16 protein-coding genes are annotated in these 17258 nt (G+C 40.3%); 9 read left to right on the top strand and 7 right to left on the bottom strand.

What is annotated here, in order from left to right; all coding sequences use genetic code 11:
• Window positions 1-29: 29 nt before the first annotated feature.
• The 6 genes from miaB to FAI41_00150 form a co-directional block, all read right to left on the bottom strand.
• On the bottom strand, window positions 30-1430 hold the full coding sequence (miaB, locus tag FAI41_00175) for a tRNA (N6-isopentenyl adenosine(37)-C2)-methylthiotransferase MiaB (GenBank protein QCE32133.1): 1401 nt from the start codon (window positions 1428-1430) through the stop codon (window positions 30-32).
• Between the two features lie 50 nt (window positions 1431-1480).
• On the bottom strand, window positions 1481-2524 hold the full coding sequence (locus FAI41_00170) for a 1-acyl-sn-glycerol-3-phosphate acyltransferase (protein ID QCE32132.1): 1044 nt from the start codon (window positions 2522-2524) through the stop codon (window positions 1481-1483).
• 63 nt (window positions 2525-2587) lie between these two features.
• Window positions 2588-3388 carry a glucose 1-dehydrogenase gene (locus FAI41_00165; protein ID QCE32131.1) on the bottom strand — a complete coding sequence of 267 codons (801 nt, stop codon included), beginning with the start codon at window positions 3386-3388 and terminating at the stop codon, window positions 2588-2590.
• A gap of 41 nt (window positions 3389-3429) precedes the next feature.
• Window positions 3430-4023, bottom strand: coding sequence for a CarD family transcriptional regulator (locus tag FAI41_00160; GenBank protein ID QCE32130.1), 594 nt, complete (start codon window positions 4021-4023; stop codon window positions 3430-3432).
• Window positions 4024-4131: 108 nt separating this feature from the next.
• On the bottom strand, window positions 4132-5064 hold the full coding sequence (locus FAI41_00155) for a hypothetical protein (protein QCE32129.1): 933 nt from the start codon (window positions 5062-5064) through the stop codon (window positions 4132-4134).
• 39 nt (window positions 5065-5103) lie between these two features.
• Window positions 5104-5940, bottom strand: coding sequence for a hypothetical protein (locus tag FAI41_00150; protein QCE32128.1), 837 nt, complete (start codon window positions 5938-5940; stop codon window positions 5104-5106).
• 99 nt (window positions 5941-6039) lie between these two features.
• Here FAI41_00150 and FAI41_00145 point away from each other — a divergent pair, with 99 nt between their 5' ends.
• Genes FAI41_00145 through FAI41_00125 form a run of 5 tightly spaced genes read left to right on the top strand, consistent with a single transcriptional unit; the run spans window position 6040 to window position 11672 of the window.
• Window positions 6040-8394 (top strand): adenylate/guanylate cyclase domain-containing protein, encoded by a 2355-nt coding sequence (locus tag FAI41_00145; protein ID QCE32127.1) that lies wholly within the window; start codon window positions 6040-6042, stop codon window positions 8392-8394.
• On the top strand, window positions 8388-9203 hold the full coding sequence (locus tag FAI41_00140; protein QCE32126.1) for an ABC transporter permease: 816 nt from the start codon (window positions 8388-8390) through the stop codon (window positions 9201-9203). The genes FAI41_00145 and FAI41_00140 overlap by 7 nt, the downstream gene beginning before the upstream one ends.
• The gene (locus FAI41_00135) at window positions 9200-9937 is read left to right on the top strand and encodes an ABC transporter ATP-binding protein (GenBank protein ID QCE32125.1); all 738 of its coding nucleotides are present in this window, start codon (window positions 9200-9202) and stop codon (window positions 9935-9937) included. The genes FAI41_00140 and FAI41_00135 overlap by 4 nt, the downstream gene beginning before the upstream one ends.
• A complete protein-coding gene (locus tag FAI41_00130) occupies window positions 9937-10878 on the top strand; it encodes an MCE family protein (GenBank protein ID QCE32124.1) in 942 nt (313 codons plus the stop codon). Before FAI41_00135 ends, FAI41_00130 begins: the two co-directional genes overlap by 1 nt.
• Window positions 10875-11672, top strand: a complete 798-nt coding sequence (locus FAI41_00125; GenBank protein QCE32123.1) for a hypothetical protein — start codon at window positions 10875-10877, stop codon at window positions 11670-11672. The genes FAI41_00130 and FAI41_00125 overlap by 4 nt, the downstream gene beginning before the upstream one ends.
• A gap of 47 nt (window positions 11673-11719) precedes the next feature.
• On the opposite strand, the gene bioB is transcribed toward FAI41_00125, so the two are convergent.
• On the bottom strand, window positions 11720-12703 hold the full coding sequence (gene bioB, locus FAI41_00120; protein ID QCE32122.1) for a biotin synthase BioB: 984 nt from the start codon (window positions 12701-12703) through the stop codon (window positions 11720-11722).
• Between the two features lie 238 nt (window positions 12704-12941).
• Between bioB and FAI41_00115 the strand changes: the two genes are divergently transcribed.
• The 4 genes from FAI41_00115 to FAI41_00100 all read left to right on the top strand — a co-directional run bounded on the left by FAI41_00115 (window position 12942) and on the right by FAI41_00100 (window position 17252).
• Window positions 12942-14900, top strand: coding sequence for a M13 family metallopeptidase (locus FAI41_00115; GenBank protein QCE33734.1), 1959 nt, complete (start codon window positions 12942-12944; stop codon window positions 14898-14900).
• Window positions 14901-15152: 252 nt separating this feature from the next.
• Window positions 15153-16121 carry an ACP S-malonyltransferase gene (gene fabD / locus FAI41_00110; protein QCE32121.1) on the top strand — a complete coding sequence of 323 codons (969 nt, stop codon included), beginning with the start codon at window positions 15153-15155 and terminating at the stop codon, window positions 16119-16121.
• A gap of 5 nt (window positions 16122-16126) precedes the next feature.
• Window positions 16127-16876 carry a 3-oxoacyl-[acyl-carrier-protein] reductase gene (gene fabG / locus FAI41_00105; GenBank protein QCE32120.1) on the top strand — a complete coding sequence of 250 codons (750 nt, stop codon included), beginning with the start codon at window positions 16127-16129 and terminating at the stop codon, window positions 16874-16876.
• Between the two features lie 133 nt (window positions 16877-17009).
• A complete protein-coding gene (locus FAI41_00100; protein ID QCE32119.1) occupies window positions 17010-17252 on the top strand; it encodes an acyl carrier protein in 243 nt (80 codons plus the stop codon).
• The last annotated feature ends 6 nt before the right edge of the window (window positions 17253-17258 follow it).

Here is a 17258-nt window from a genome sequence, read left to right as displayed (position 1 = left end):
AAGAATTTTATGAGTTTTCAGATGAGATTTCATGCGACATCCTCGGAAATTAAAGTAGCGCCTAAAGAGTTTGTACCTTGGTGAATAATTTGTACAGAGACTTCTTGTCCAATGAGTTCTTTTTTTCCTAAAAAATGAACAGGTTGAAGATATTGAGAGCGTCCCTGTAACTGCCCATCCTTTCTTCCAATCCCCGTTACAAGAACTTTCTGATGTGTATTTAAAAGGGAAGCATTGAAAGCATCCTGCTGTTCTCTTAACAATTTTTGCAGAATCATAAGTCTTTCTGCTTTTTCTGTTTCTTGAGCCGGCGTAAGCTTTGGGAGAGAATGTGCCATTTCAGCGGCAGGTGTTCCCGGCCTTGGAGAGTAATTAAAACTAAAGGCTCCAGCAAAATTAACAGCTTCAACAAGCTCTAGCGTTTTTTGGAAATCTTTTTCCGTTTCGCCGGGGAAGCTAACGATAAAGTCCGAAGAAAAAGCCATTTTAGGCTGCGCAGCTCTAAGCTGTGCAATGATTTCTCTATATTCTTCGGCTGTGTGTCCTCTGTTCATAGCTTGCAAAATACGATCTGAACCACTCTGAACAGGAAGATGTAAAAAAGGCATGACTTTTTCAATGTCACGATGAGCTTGAATAAGACTTGGCGCAAAATCTTTAGGATGAGAAGTGGCGTATCGTAAACGCTTTAAACCCGGTATTTGTGCTAATTCATTTAACAGTTCAGCAAGATCAGCCTGCGTACCATTCTGAAAATCCCCAAGATAATTATTCACATTCTGTCCAAGGAGTGTGATCTCTTTCACGCCATTTTCAACGAGACCTTTCGCCTCTTCGATTACTTGTGAAACAGGACGGCTCTGCTCTAGACCTCTTGTATAAGGAACAACGCAATAGGTGCAAAATTTATCACATCCTTCTTGAATCGTTAAAAAAGCTGTAACTTCACTTTTATCTTGCGGCAGATTTTCTGGCAAATGATCAAATTTACTTTCGGATGGAAAATCAATATTAAGAGACTTTCCGCCAGCACGGCTGATCTTTGCCACAGATTCTGGTAAGCGATGGTAGGCTTGAGGTCCCATAACAATATCAACATAGGGAGCACGTTCTAAAATATGCTTTCCTTCAGCTTGTGCGACACAGCCCGCAACAGCTAGTAATGTGCTTTTTCCATCAAGGGCACGTCTATCCTTTAACTGCTTTAAACGGCCCAATTTAGAAAATAGTTTCTCTGTCGCCTTTTCACGGATATGGCAGGTATTCAAGAGAATCATATCTGCCTCCTCAATATCATCCGTATCTGTATATCCCAAGGGATGCAAAGCCCTCTTCATACGTGTGCTATCATAGACATTCATCTGACAACCCCAAGTGATGACATGAAGTTTCAGAAGAGAAGAGGATTTTTTTTCAGATAGGGATGACATAATCTATTTTTATCTTACACATTCTTTACAGCGCTTGAAGCCGTGCAAATTTATTTCTCAGAGCTATTAGCGTTAATGTTTCTATTGTTATTGACATCCTCTTCTAAGAAAGGACGATTTTGTCTCAGAGCCTCAGCACCATGACGAATAATTTCATGCGCAGTTGCTGACATTGCTTTACGGCTTGGAAACTCATTAGGATCTAATGGGGGATGGAAAAGAACCGTTGCTCTAAGAGACCGCCATTGTGCAATTTTCCAAAGATGCGGTACAAAATCCATATCGCCAAACCAAGAAAAAACACCAGCTCTTCGACTGCGGCCAATAGGCAAGCCTTCTAACTGATCGTAAACAACAGAAACCGGTTGGATAAGAGGTGTAGGCATTTCTTTTGCAAATTCTTTTCCGTAGAGTTTAGGTTTTGCTAAAGAAAAAAGTGTTGAAAGAAAAGGCCGCAAGAAAGTTCCCGAAGAGGTCGTCCCTTCTGGGAAAAGGGTAATATTATAACCGTCTTTTAGCTTCCCGAGCATTTCTTTAACTTCTTGCTGCGTTCCTTGCTTATCACGACTGATATAAATTGTTCCGCCAAGATAGGTTAGAATACCAACAAGCGGCCAGCGTCTAACTTCTTTTTTTGCAACAAAAATCGTGTTAATGGCTTGCCCCATTACCGCAATGTCTAACCAAGAAGTATGATTGGCAACGAAAAGGACAGGGGATTTTGAAGCGTCTCTAAAGCGTCCAACATTAGCTTTTCCAATCGGGCGGCCAATTTGGCGGATTTCAACCCCCATGATTTTGCAAACACCTCCCCAGAAAACACGAGGGAAACGCATGCAGACAGAGCCTGGTAAGCGCCATAAAAGTGCTTGAAAAAGACAGGCGACTGTTCCCCAAACGAGGATGCACAAAAGTCTAAAAACAGCACGAATAGGATTTAAAGGAGATTTCACTCTAAATCCCGGGGAAGAGCGAAAAAATTGCTCAGGATCTACAACAGGGCGGACAAATTTCCCACCGCTTCGAGAGTGAATAGTAGAATTATCATTACCACTATTTTTCTCGGATTTTAAGATTTTCTTTAGAATACCCATATTTCCCCGAAATTAGATATTTCCCCTCCTCATTTTTTAATAAAGAAGGGAAATTTTTACAACTTACGATGACCAGTTTTGAGCAAAATCATTATATAATGTCAGACCGCCATCGACATAAAGGGTTTGACCTGTGATATAGGTGCTTTCTTCACCAGAAAGAAATCCAATAGCGTCTGCAATTTCTTTGCTGACACCTGGACGCCCAAGAGGAATATGTGCAGAAATTTCTGCAACTTTCTTCTCGTCGTGAATCCACGCATCATTAATAGGTGTAACAATTGCCCCCGGTGCAACCGCATTAATACGAATGCCACGTGATGCATATTCCAGACCCAATGTCTTGATCATATTACCAACGGCACCTTTTGAAGCAGAGTAGGCAACAAAAGAAGGTTTTGCGATATGCTGGTGAACAGAAGAGTTTACAACGATAACGCCTTTCTGATCTTTACCAAGCCAATATTTAATTGTTTCACGGCAGGCAACCATTACGCCATAGACGTTTAACTTCATAACAGCTTCAAAATCGCTGAGAGGATATTCTTCAGACGGATGTGAAGCGCCGTTAAATCCAGCATTGCAGATGAGGATATCTAGGCCACCGAGCCCCTCAATGCTTTCTTTTACAACTTTAAGGACGTGAGATTCATCAGATAAATCCCCCTCAGCGATGACATGCGCACCACCTGAAACTTTTGGCATTTTTTCAAGAACAGCCTGAAGCTTTTCAGCTTTACGGCCATTGAGCGCCACACGGGCACCGTGCTCTGCGAAATAGAGTGCTGTTGCCTCGCCGATACCTTGAGAAGCTCCTGTAACAAGAACCTTCTTTCCTTCAAATCTTTTTAAAGAAGACGTCATAGAATCTATCTTTCATATTATAAAGAAACCTGTGGGATAGACTATAGGTTTTTCATCTTTTCGATAAGCTCTTTTCGCACTTTCTCCGGTTTCTTTTTTTCAAGAATAGCAACTTCTGCAACAAAACGTTCTTGAGCTGCTTCGAAAAGTTTTCTTTCAGAGAAGCTTCCATCTAAACTATCCACATTTCGACGAAGATCACGTAAAACTTCAGCAATTTGAATCAAGTCACCTGAATTAATTTTATCTTGATAAGCGATTGCACGGCGTGCCCACATACCACGGCTAACCTGTGGTTTCCCAGAAATGGCTTCAATAGCTTGGTCAACAATTTCACGAGAAGCAATTTTGCGTAGATCACCACCGACAGCTTTCGAAAATGGAATTCTTAAAATCATATGATTTCCAGGAAAAGAAATCTGAATCATTTTGATTGTGATGCCTGCAACGTCTTCATCGCCAATATTATCAACATGACCAACACCATGAACAGAATGAACAATCGCCTCTCCGACACGAAAGAGTTCTTTCCCTTTCCCCTTTGTTTCGGATTGTTTTAGGGTATTTTCCGCTGCCGTACGGGCGAGGGATTCTGTTTCTATGCCTTTGGAAGGTATTTTAAAATTGGTATTCATAAGGTCTTTCTTATCATATTTTTCCATGATCAGCATCTAAAAAAGAGATGATCAGAACGCAGAAGAATAGCCTTCTTTTTAAATGAAACGCAAAAAGAATTTCAAATTTTAAGAGCGTATTCCTCCAATAATAGGGGTAGGTTCAGGGGGTTTCCAACCTGTCATCTCATAAATATTTGTTTTAATCGTATTGCAGATTGTTTGTAGAGGAAGGGCATGAGGCCCTTTGCTAAAAGGGTTCTGTAAGGAAATTCCACTCTGATTGAGCATTTCAAAGAATACACCGATAAAGCTTGATCCTAATGGGGTCCACCATCCAAGCGCCTGCACACCAGTGAGGGGTAAGATAATACAAAAAACACGTGTAATGACAGCTGGTAAAAACGTGTACTGAACAGGAAGAGGGGTCTTACTAATTCTCTCCAGTCCGCCTTGCGCATTTGCCAAAGCAAAAAGTGAACGATCCAATGTTGGTAAAATACCAATTACATTTTGTTTTGTTGACGCTAGCTCCGAAGAGAGGATACCAATTTTGCAAAGGAGCATATCTGTTGGATTGGCGGCACTAAGAACAGAATCACTTTCTAACGGAATAAGTTCTTTCAACTCAGATTGAATGGGTTCTGAAATCAAAGATTCTTGCAATCCACATTTAAGAAATTCAGGATAGAGCGCAATCATTTTCATCAATCGGATGTCGCCATCAAGCAAAGACATGACATCTCGGCCAAAATTCCGACAGTTATTTGTCACGCTTCCCCATAAGCTTCGAGCCTCCCACCAGCGGTCATAGGCTGCATTATTGCGAATCCCAACAATAATGGCCAAAACAGACCCTAAAAGGGCAATAGGAATATCTGATTGATTAAGCCAGTCGAAATTAAAAACAAGGAATCCAATAACCACTAAAAGATCCCAGACTGTTAAGAGAAGCAAAATGGGAAGAGCTTCTTTAAAAAGGATTGCAGCACCAGAAAAGGGACGAACGATCAAAGTGGAATATTTCCTTAAATAGAGCTTTGTAAGAGAGATTTTAAAGATTTACTCATAAAGACTGTCTGTCTTTTTATCAAAAAATCTTTACGCGCAATGAAAAAAATTTGGCTTTTGAATTTTAAGAGAAGTCTCTTTTAAGAAAATAACAGGTTCATCCCAATATTTTTTTTCAATAAGCGCCAAGAGCGTGCCGGATGGGTCTGCATAAATAATTTCCCCTGCTTTTGCGCCATCTTTATCATTTAAATAAGATCTTTCAAGGGAATCTATTTTTATAGAAGAAGTGTTTTCTAAAGGCATGAGGCGGCGTTTTGTTAGGGAACGATGATAAAAGCGTGCGGTTACTTCTTGTCCTGTATAGCAGCCTTTTGTCCATGAAATGGCATTTAAAAAATCTAAATTTAATTCGGAAGGGTAGTTTTCTTCTTCACGTGAAAGAATGAGATCATCTTCTAAAATGCCATTCTTTGATAAATATTGTTTATAAATCGCATCACTCTTGCCGTTGATGATATTATCTTGCTCAGAAGTTTTGTATAAGCCACGCCAACCTAAAGCTGGGAATCGAGGATCTAAAGCTATTTTTTGAACGGTTTTGTTTAGATTCTCTCTAGACGAACAGGCAAAAGCTTTTAAAGGGCTGAAGGCTAGGTCTATTTGATTTCGTAATTTCATACGTAAAAGATATTTTTGAATTTCTTCGATTTTTGTGGAAGGCAAATCCATAAGAAAATAATTATCTTTTTCAAAAAGAAAAAAAGGTGTCTTAATACGGCCCTTTGGGGTTAGAAAAAGTCCATATAAGCAAGAATCTTCTGAAAGCTGATTTATATCACAGGTCACAAGTCCCTGGAGAAAATTCTTACGGTCAGCGCCTGAAATTTGCAGTATTTTTCGAGAAAGAAGGGGGGAGAAGTCCATTTTAGTATTTTTTCCATCAAGATTAATGATAAAAAACTTTTTTCCCGATAAAAATATCGTTATGTCTGTTATTATCTGTTAACGAGGTCGAGAAACAACGTGCCGACACCTGAAATTATTGATCCTTATTCTGACTTGCAAGCCCATAGACGGCAAATTCTTGCGATATGTCTTCCAATCGTTAGCGTTGCTATCGTTATTGGGACCATTGTTTGGGCCTCATGGAAAAACTATGAGGTGGCACATACAGGGACGGTTGCGCTTTCTAAAAAACTCATGGAGAGCCAACAGCGTTATGTTGCTCAGAAAGTAACAGACTATTTAGCACCTGCACATGCAAGTGGCCGCCTTGCGCATGATATGCTGGACAGCACCTCCAAAGAGGACAATGTCACTTATTTTAAGCTATTTACACGTTCTATTCTAAGGCTTTCCCATCAAGTTGATAGTTTTTATCTTGCAAATCAGGATGGGGAGCTCTGGATTGTCGCCAAAGATGGCAAGAATTTTAAAGAAATTTCCATTTCACCACACTCCGATGAAGCCGCCGCAGACTATACACAGCATATTGTCACACCTGACGGCGAGAAAGTTTCTGAAACCTCGAATAAAAATATTCCATATACAGATCCTAGAAAAGATAATTGGTACAGCAATGCTGTCAGTGGTCTTTTAAAAGAGGCGTCTGAAGGAGATGCGGCTAATCCCGTCCACTGGACATCGCCATATTGGGATTCTTATACGCATCATTTTTTAATTACAGCCTCAACAGCCTATTCCGATGCGCATGGAAACAGAAAAGTTTTTGCGATTAATATTTCTCTGAATGAGTTAAGTGATTTTATTAATAGTTTAACGATCGGAAAAACAGGACAGGCCGTCATTGTTGATCGTAACGGGAAGGTGATTGCTGGGCATAATATGATCGGACTGAATAGTCCTGATTTTGATGCTACAGATGTTTTTCTTAATCCTGTAACGCAGCCTGTTTTTACGAGAGCTTTAAATATTTTTCGTGTGAATGGTCCTGGTGCGCATATGATTGTTGCGCGAAAGCAGAATTATATTGCGATTACAGCTGACCTTCCGGAGACGCAACGAAATTGGGTGCTTATTTTAAATGCCCCAGAAAAAGAGTTCGCTAATTTCATTCAAATGACAAAAAAGCAGAGCTTCTTCTCTTCGTCTGTTATTATTTTACTGGCCTTATTTTTATCTGTGGCACTCATGTATCAGGGGAGCCGGATACGTCGCTATAAAAAAGAAGAAATTGAAAGTAATCAAAAAGAAGAAAGAGAACGTGCAACACTTCTTAAAATTGCGACTACTCCCGGTATTTTAAGTCCGGATCGTGATATTCCTATCTTAACAGAAACGCTTGCCAGTATGACAGGCTCTTCAAGAGTGGCGATTTGGCGTTTATTGCCTGATGGAAATTCTTTGGTCTGTGAAGATTTATATGATGTTAAAAGAAGCGTTCATGCTGTCGGCATGGAGCTTGAGCGTGGTGTCAATCAAAATCTTTTTCAAGCATTGGCAGATGGGCATTCTTTATCTATTGAAATTGGTTCTGCGACAACGAGCAATTATCAGGGGGTAGAGGGGCTCTCACGTTTGGTTTCTCAAGCAGGTCTAGAGGGAAATGTTACTTTTTACCCTATTTTAAATATGCATCAAGCTATAGGCGCTTTAACACTGGCAACACCTAAATATTTAGAGCAAGGTGATCTGGTAATTTCTCTTGTTTCGGCCATCATGGGATTACGTTTTTCGACAAGTAATTATCCGAAAAAAGACGATAAGATTAATGGGAGCATAACTTTCCCTGCGACTGAAGGGCATTTTAAGCATTTACCAGGCTTTCTTATTGATCCTAAAGAAAATGCAAGTGACGCTCCCAGCTCAGGACTCTATCCAGATGTTCCTGTAATGGTCTTAAAGCTAAATCGCTCCTATTCCAATCAACATGATGCCAATGAAAATAATATTGCGTTGGTTGAGCTGTTGGCGGAAACAATCCAGACGATTTGCAAAGGACTTTCTATTTTTGCCCTGCAAGTTTTAGGAAATCGTGTTGTTTTTCTTGGAAATTGTTCTTTGGAAGCAGATCCCAGTGCACTTATGAAGCTTGCTGAAGCGGCTTTACAAATCAGAGAAAAATGCCTCTCTATTTTAGCGCAAAAGAACACACGTATTTCTTTTAGTATTGGAATTGATACAGGTGTTGCTTTGGTTTCTCATCTTGGAGATGATCCCAAAGTCTTTAATCTCTGGGGGAAATCTCTTTCAACGGCCGAGCTACTTGCAGAAAGTGCGCCTGCTGAGGGTGTTATTCAAGTTTCTGAGGCAGCACATCAAAAATTAAAAGACAGATATTTATTCCGTCCAAGAGGCAATTTTTATCTTCCGGATACCGGTGTCTCAACCTCTTATATTTTGGCAGGTCACTGGTGAAAGTTCCTGTTCACTTTTATTGGATTCAAGAATCATTGGCCGCATTGGGAAGGTTTGTCCTTTTCCAGCCTCGCTTTCTTTTGAAATTTATCGGGGTCAGTTGGGGGGTGCTGCTGGTTTCCTGTGTGCGGACTTCATGGCGCAGAAGTGTCAAAATTGATTTTTGGCGAACGATTAATCAGGCAACGTTGGGCGGTATCCCCAGTACTTTGGTAACGGCTATTTTGAGCGGTATCGGCATTGTTACGCAGGCTGTTTACTGGCTGGGTTTTGCCGGAATGTCTCAAATTACAGGTTCTGTGCTTTCAGGTATTCTTGTTAAAGAGATCGGTCCGCTTTTCGTCGGTATCATTCTTCTTGGTCGATCTGGTTCTTTAATTGTTGCTGATTTAAGTTCGTTAAGTCTGTCTGGACAAATTAGAGCCTTAGAGGCAATGGGGATAGATTCCTTTTTGCAATTTATCATGCCGAGAACGATTGCACTTACTGCCGGGTCTTTTACCCTAGGTATGCTTTTTAGCATTATCTCACTTGTTACAGGATATATTGCATGTTGGGCAGAGGGAATGGCCAGTATGCCGATTTGGTCTTTTCTATACGGGGTGACGTCGAGTATTGACCCCGCAAATTATATTGCTATTCCTCTTAAATTCTTATTAACAGGTTTTGCTGTTGGTATCAGCTCCACGTTAACAGGCTTAGATGTTTCACTGGCAGAAAATATGACACGTGTTGTTCCAAAGGGATTCACAAGAGGAATTGTTGCTATTCTTATTTTAAATGTTGCTGTGGATGTTCTCGTGAAATGAGTCGTACTGGAAACCAAATAAATAAAGAAGCACGTGTTATTTTAGGGGAATTTGCCTTAGAGATCGTGGATGCGGTGCCGACACCTGCATCTTTTGAACTCGGATTTAGTCGTTATAATATGACACTTAGTCCAGGTGAATGCGCTTTAATAGAGTGCCAGAGCGCCCCCCTTATTTCAGCTTTTTTCGATTTTTGTATGGGGCTTATTCCCGTATCCCAAGGGAATATTCGTTGCCTTGGATTGGAGTGGTCTCAATTAAGCTCTATTCAGGCAAATGCGCTACGTGGAAAACTTGGAAGAACTTTTCAGGTCGGAGGATGGCTGGATCTTTTAGAGACAGAAACAAATATTCTCTGGCCGAATCTTCATCATACTTCTTTGCCTGAAAAGCTTTTAATTGAAACGGCAACAGATTTGGCTGTAAAATTCGGAATGCCGGGATTACCGCTTCTGCCACCCAAACAATTATCTCCCTTAGATTCTAAACGTTCTCAATGTATTCGTGCGTTTTTGGGATATCCAGAAGTACTTTTTTTCGAAAATCCTGTTTCCTTGGAACACCCAGATTTTTATAATGCTTTTATGAATATTTTAGGTCAAGCGAGGGAAAGAGGGGCCGCAATCTTATGGGCCTCTAATAATCCCTCAATTTGGGAAAATACAGGATTAGAATTTTGTCAAAGATTTCGTTTAGATGACGATGGTTTATTTCCCAAAAAGGAGATGTTTTAGTGGCTCGCTTTAGGCGCTTAAATACTGCCAAAAATACATTATTTCGTAGTCAATATGCAAACGAATGGACAGGTTTACTTGTCCTTATTGGCATTGTTGTCTTTATTGCTTCTCTTGTTGAGGCTGGTTTTGTCCGGCAATGGCTATCCCCCTCAGGAACGCTTTATTTTATTTTGCCACCGAATGGGATTGCGGGTATTGGCGTCGGAAGCGACATTGAAGTGATGGGAGCACATGCAGGTGAAATTCGTCAGCTTCGCTTAAATGAATCAGGACGGATGTACGCTGTTGGAAGCATTGAGCCACAATTTGAACCTTTTATCCGAACAGATAGTCCTGTTATGATTAGTCGCCGTTTTATTGTGGCAGGGGCGAGTTATATGGATGTTGGACGTGGAAGAGGGCAACCTTTAGATTGGGGATTTGCCGTATTGAATGCCTCCGTCGCACCAAATCCACAAAATCTCATTATGGATACGCTAAAAGATATTCACGCACGTGCTGTTCCTGCAATGGATAACGTAGAGGCGATTACAAGAAACGTTGAGGTTATCACAAAAGAAACACGTCTTATCATTACAGGGATTGAAAAAGGTAAGGGGACTGTTGGGGCGCTCTTAGCAAGGGATGAGACAATTAAGAAAGTAAATACACTTCTTGATAGTGTTGAAAAATCAATTGCGCAGCTCCGTCCTTTGGAAAAGCAGCTTAATGATCTTACGATTAATGTGAATCATACGATGCCGCATGTGGATAATGTTCTAAAGAATACAGATGCGACAACATCTCAGCTTCCTGCCGTTTTGGCTGAAGCAGAGATGACAGCTGCAAGCTTAAGAAAGCTTTCAAATCAGTTGAGAACTATGTGGATTCTTGGCGGCGATGGAAAACAAACAACAGCGCATCAGCTTGCTCTTCCGCCATCAAAGGCAACACCATGATTGAGAAAAAATATTATAAAAAAGCCGTATTGATAGGCTTACTGGTATTGGGAGCGTGCTCTCATGCAACAACGCCGAGTCAAAACTGGACAGACGATACATATATTAGTCTGATGGAAACTGGCTCTGATATGGTCGATGAAAATCGTATTCAAGCTGCGATCCCCTTTTATCAGCAGTCCCTTACACGTGCATTTCAAGCAGGGGATACGGAATCAATCACAATTTCTTCTTATAATTTAGCGCTTTCACAACTTAGGAATGGTGATGCTCCTTCTGCTTTAAAAACAGTTAAAAAGGCACAATTATCCCTTCAGCAACATGGTATCGAAAAGATTTCAGTGCATTTGGCGTTGATAAAAGGGGTTATCTTAAATGCACAAAATAAATGGGAAGAATCACAAAAAGCGCTTGAGCCATGTTTCTTAGCAAAAAATATCGAAATAAAAACACATGCTTTTTATATTAAAGGTTTAAATGATTTTTCTCTGAAAAACTCTGAAGCGCTTCAAAAGGATATTCATGATATTTCTGTGATTTCCGAGAAAAATAATGTCGAAAATGAGAATGAAGATGAGCTTAAAATAAGAGAGCAAATTCTTCAGGGAAATTATAATAACGCTGAAAAAGCGGCTGAAATATTAGTTTCCAAACGTCGCCTTCATCATGAATATGCGCCTATGAGAGATGCGTTGTCTTTAGAGGCAGAGGCGTTGGAACGTGCCGGGAACAGCAAAAAGGCTCAGAATTTTCGATTGCAAGTGATTGAAAGTAAAAAGGCTTCTGTTCTGTAAGAAGCTTATAGGGAAAAAAGGGAGGGGGCAGCCCCCCTCCATTCTATTTAACAGCATGCAGATTTTTGAAACGCTTTGATCCCTAGACGTTTCAAGAGATCTTCATCACGTGAAGCTGTTGGATTTTCTGCCGTTAAAAGCTGCTCTCCGAGAAAAATAGAATTGGCACCGGCAAAAAAGCACAAAGCATGTGCTTCATCTGACATATCTTTACGGCCAGCTGCTAAACGCACGTGGCTTTTAGGCATTAAAATACGTGTTACGGCAACTGTTCGGATAAAATCTAAAATATCCAAATCAGGAAGTTTTTCTAAAGGCGTTCCTTCAATTCGTATCAAAAGGTTTAAAGGAACACTTTCTGGATGAACAGGTAGGTTGGCGAGTGTACGGATGAGTTCCACACGATCTAGAATGGTTTCTCCCATACCGATAATGCCGCCACAGCAAACATGAATATCATTGTCTCTTACGTGTCCAAGCGTTTCAAGGCGGTCTTGATAGGTTCTTGTTGTAATGACTGTTCCGTAGAACTCTTCCGAAGTATCAAGATTATGGTTATAATAATCTAATCCTGCTTCTTTAAGTTGCTTTGCCTGCTCTGAGGTTAGCATCCCCATTGTAAGACATGTTTCGATGTCTAAAGCTTTGACAGCAGAAACCATTTCACAAATAGCATCCATATCTCTTTCTTTTGGAGAACGCCATGCAGCCCCCATACAAAAGCGATCAGCGCCCTGATCTTTTGCAGCTTTTGCGCGTGCAACAATCTTCTCTAAAGGCATTAATTTGTCTGCTTTGACAGGCGTATTATATTTAGAGCTCTGTGGACAATAAGCGCAATCTTCAGGGCATCCGCCACTTTTAACAGATAAAAGGGAGGAAATCTGGACATGGTTAGGGTCATGATTTTCCCGATGAACTTGCTGTGCTTTGAATAAAAGATCTGCAAACGGTAAATCGAATAAGGCTTTAACTTCTTCTTTCTTCCAATCGTGACGACATTTAGAAAGCGTGGAGAGGGCGTTAGGCATAACTAGACAAAAACTCCTAAATAAATAAGGATGTATCTTACAAAATACTTGCGTAAGCAGAAAAGCCGAAAAAATATTTTCCCAGCATGAACTTATAAGGCGTAATAGCACAATGTCCCATTCTTCCTACTTCTCTTCTTTTTTTCGTTGTCGCTTGCTCGTTACACTTTTAGGAACTTTTACGGTTTCAACGGCATGTATGGCATCCACAGCAGAGTGGGGGTGGGATGCGCAAGGGATGAATGATTCTGTTTTTCCTGGAGATAATTTTTTTGAATATACGAATGGAGCCTATCTAAAATCTTTAATGATTCCTTCGGATAGAAGTGCCTACGGGCCTTTTAATATTTTACAAGAACTTACGCTGAGTCGTCAGAAAAAAATATTAGAAAACTTGTCTCACAAATCATTAAAGAATGATTCTGATGCGCAGAAACTTCGTATCTTCTACGAATCCTTTTTGGATGAGGCAGCGATTGAAAAACTAGGCGTAAAACCTTTTCTTTTGAAAAAAAAGGAAATTCAAAAACTTTCTCAACCTCACGAATTTGCAACTTTTTTCGGAAAGGGAAATGAAGGATTTAATTATGCACCTTTTGTTTTAGGGATTGAGCAAAATCAAGAAGATCCAAGCAAATATATGCTTGTTTTAGATCAAGGGATGTCAGTCGGTATTTCTGGCGGATTAGGACTTCCCGATGCGAGTTATTATACAGACCCCGCATTAGAAGCAAAAAAAAGAGCTTATCAGCAATATGCGACACAGATGCTTTCTTTTTTGCAATGGAAAAATCCACAAGATTACGCAAAAAAAATTGTTGCGTTAGAAACAGAAATTGCACAGGTACAGCTTCCGAGGGAGCAGACCAGAGATGCTGTAAAAACTTTTAATCCTATGACGATGCATCAGTTAGAGGAAATTGCACCTTCTTTTGACTGGAAAGCTTATTTTAAAGCTGCAAATATCGACGACCCTGAAGGAAATAAAGCACTTATTAACGTACGCGAGCCTGCTGCAATTGCCTCTATGGCTAAAATTTTAGCCAAAACACCGGCAGATCTTTTACAGGCTTGGGTAGCTTTCAGAAGTTTTGATAGGGCAAGTCCTTATTTATCCAGTGCATATGCAAATGCTGAATTTAAATTTAATCAACAGGTTTTGGCAGGCGTCAAAAAAAGACCAGATCGCTGGAAATTAGGTATTCATGCTTCAAATGACGCTATGGGATGGGTTTTGGGGCGTCTCTATGTCAAAGCATATTTTCCTGCGGATTCTAAAGAAAAAATTACAGATATTATTCAAGCATTGAAAAAAACATTTCAGACACGTTTAGAGCAGAATCTTTGGATGGATAAGACAACAAAAGAAGCTGCACTTAAAAAATTAGAACATTTTGAAGTTCAGGTTGGTTATCCGAATAAATGGCGAGCTTATGACCATTTACAAATTCAGAAAGGTGACCTCTACGGAAATGCTGAGCGTGCTATCGCTTTCGAATGGGCATACCAGCTTGCGAAACTTGATAAAAATGTTGATCGTGATGAATGGGATATGTTTCCCCAGATGGTGAATGCTTATAACAATCCCACAATGAATGAGATTGTTTTTCCTGCGGCAATCCTGCAACCACCTTTTTTCAATGCCAAAGCAGATATAGCTATTAATTATGGCGCTATAGGCGGCGTGATCGGGCATGAAATGACGCACGGTTTTGACGATCAGGGACGTCATTACGACTTTTCTGGAAGGCTTTCTGACTGGTGGACAGAAAAATCTGCCTCAGCCTTCCAAAAACAAGCAGATAGATTAGCCTCTCAATATTCACAGATAGAGGTCTTACCTGGATTGCATATTAATGGAAAAATGACATTAGGCGAAAATATTGCGGATTTAGGTGGCTTAACCTTAGCATTAGAAGCCTATAAAAAGGATGCTCAACTTAAGGGAATTTCATTAGATAAAAGGTTAGATGGCTGGTCTGGGACACAGCGTGTTTTCCTTGGTTGGTCGCAGGTTTGGCGTGAAAAAATACGTCCTGATGCTCTGCGGGCATTAACGCTTAGTAATGAACATTCCGCGCCATTGGCGAGAGTTAATGTTCCATGTCACAATATTTCACAATGGTACTCAGATTTTCATGTGACACCAGAACAAGAACTTTTCATTCCAGAAAAAGATCGTGTTGTGATCTGGTAAGGTTGGGGAAAATAAGAGGTTAGAAATTTTTAGGAATCTTGAAGATTTTCATCCTATCATGCAAAATAATATAAATTTTATTTTGTGGGATAGGGGCTAAAGTAATATATACGAAATGTCCCCTTTTTTTACACGGCATTTGCTCTTATCAATGCTATAAGATTTTATGAAATAGTGTTTTATTTAAGGGGAAGACAAACAATCATAATATTTGTGATTTTTGTTTGATTTATTTTTTAAAAAGGATCCTCAATGGAATTTAAGCATGCTTTTGTTTTTCCTGGACAGGGGAGTCAGTTCACAGGGATGGGGAAAGAGCTATTTGAAGAAAGTTCAGTAGCTCGTGAAGTTTTTGAAGAAGTGAATGATGCGCTCAAAGAAAGATTAAGTGATCTTATTTTTGAAGGCAGTCAGGAAGATTTAACAAAAACAAGCAATACGCAACCGGCACTTTTTGCTGTTTCTATGGCTGTTTTACGCGTTTTGGAGAAGGAAGGGGGATTTTCCATCTCTGAAAAAGCAAGTGCGCTTGCGGGTCATTCTTTAGGAGAATACGCCGCATTAGCCGCTGCAGGTGCTTTAAGCATTTCAGAGGGAGCGCATCTTTTACGCTTGCGCGGAGAGGCTATGCAGTCTGCTGTTCCTTCGGGAAAAGGGGGGATGGCTGCGATATTAGGCATTTCTCATGAGCAGGCATTAGAAATGTGTGATACGCTAAAGACATTCGGCAGGATTGAAATTGCGAATGATAATGGCGGTGGGCAGATTGTCTTGTCTGGTGATCTTCTTCCAATTGAGAAATCCTTAATTTTGGGGAAAGAAAAAGGAGCCAAAAAAACAGTTTTATTGGCTGTCTCTGCACCTTTTCATTCTTCTTTAATGCACCCTGCTGCTGAGAAAATGTCAGAAGCCTTCTCTCAGCTTACTTGGGAAGGGCATATGTCACCCGTGTGGGCCAATATTACGGCTCAGCCTGAACATGATATCGCAAAAGTTCCTGATTTATTGACGCGTCAAATTACAGGCTCTGTTAGATGGCGTGAAACCATTGAATCTTTTGTGAAAGATGGCATTACACATCATCATGAACTAGGGGCAGGAAAAACGTTAACAGGCCTTGCAAAAAGAATTGATTCCAGTCTGCAAAATGATAAAGCCTGCACTATGCAGGAAATTGAAGCAATGCTGGAACGTATTTTCAACCCAACAGAAAAAGTTTAAAAAATATGGATTTTTGTTCTCTTTCAGGAAAAAAAGCCCTTGTTACAGGTGCCTCTGGTGGCATTGGGGCTGAAATTGCTCGTGCACTTCATCAACAAGGTGCATGGGTTACGGTGAGTGGCCGTAAAAAAGATGCCTTAGAGGAATTAGCAGCTTCGTTGGGGAATGACAGGGTTTTTGTTGCCCCAGCTGACCTTTCAAATTCAGATGAAATTGAAAAATTAGTTGCTAAGTCCGAAGAACTCATGGGGGGCGGTATTGATATTTTGGTTAACAATGCCGGTCTAACAAGAGATAATCTTGCGATTCGGATGAAGGATCAAGAGTGGGATGATGTTCTAAAGGTTGACTTAGAAAGTCCTTTCCGTCTATCTCGTACTGTTCTGAAGGGGATGGTAAAGCGCCGTAGTGGAAGAATTATTTCTATATCATCTATTGTTGGTGCTACGGGAAATCCGGGCCAAGCTAATTATGCTGCCGCTAAGGCTGGGATGATTGGTATGAGTAAAGCACTTGCGCTTGAGGTCGCTTCTCGCGGCATTACAGTGAATGTGGTTGCTCCCGGCTTTATTGATACTTCCATGACGGAAAACCTTCCAGAAGCCGTTAAAAAACGTTTAATAGATTCAATTCCGCTTAAACGTTTAGGAACCCCTAAGGATGTTGCGTCTTCTGTTGTCTTTTTAGCGTCAGAGGAAGCAAGTTGGATCACCGGTGTAACATTTCATGTTAACGGTGGGATGGCCATGATATAATATTTTGAGTAAGTAAGAAATTCGTGTTAGAGCATTCTATTATGTCCTAACTGTTGAATTAATCAGATTTTCTTCGTCTAGAAGATCTCTTTAATTGGAATTTTTTGATATTAGGATAAAGAAGGAAAAAAAGATGAGTGATGCAATCGCTGATAAAGTGAAAAAAATCGTTGTTGAGCATTTGGGTGTTGATGAAAGCAAAGTAACACCAGACGCTTCTTTTATCGATGATCTAGGTGCAGATAGCTTGGATACAGTTGAATTGGTTATGGCTTTCGAAGAAGCTTTCTCTGTTGAGATTCCTGAAGATGCTGCTGAAAAAATTTCAACGGTTTCTGATGCTATTCATTATATCGAAAATCAGAAAGAAGACTGAACAGTT

This window comes from Acetobacteraceae bacterium (assembly GCA_004843165.1).
GTDB lineage: Bacteria > Pseudomonadota > Alphaproteobacteria > Acetobacterales > Acetobacteraceae.
Note: the sequence above shows the minus strand (reverse complement) of the source record. Positions and strands in the feature narration are given on the sequence as shown.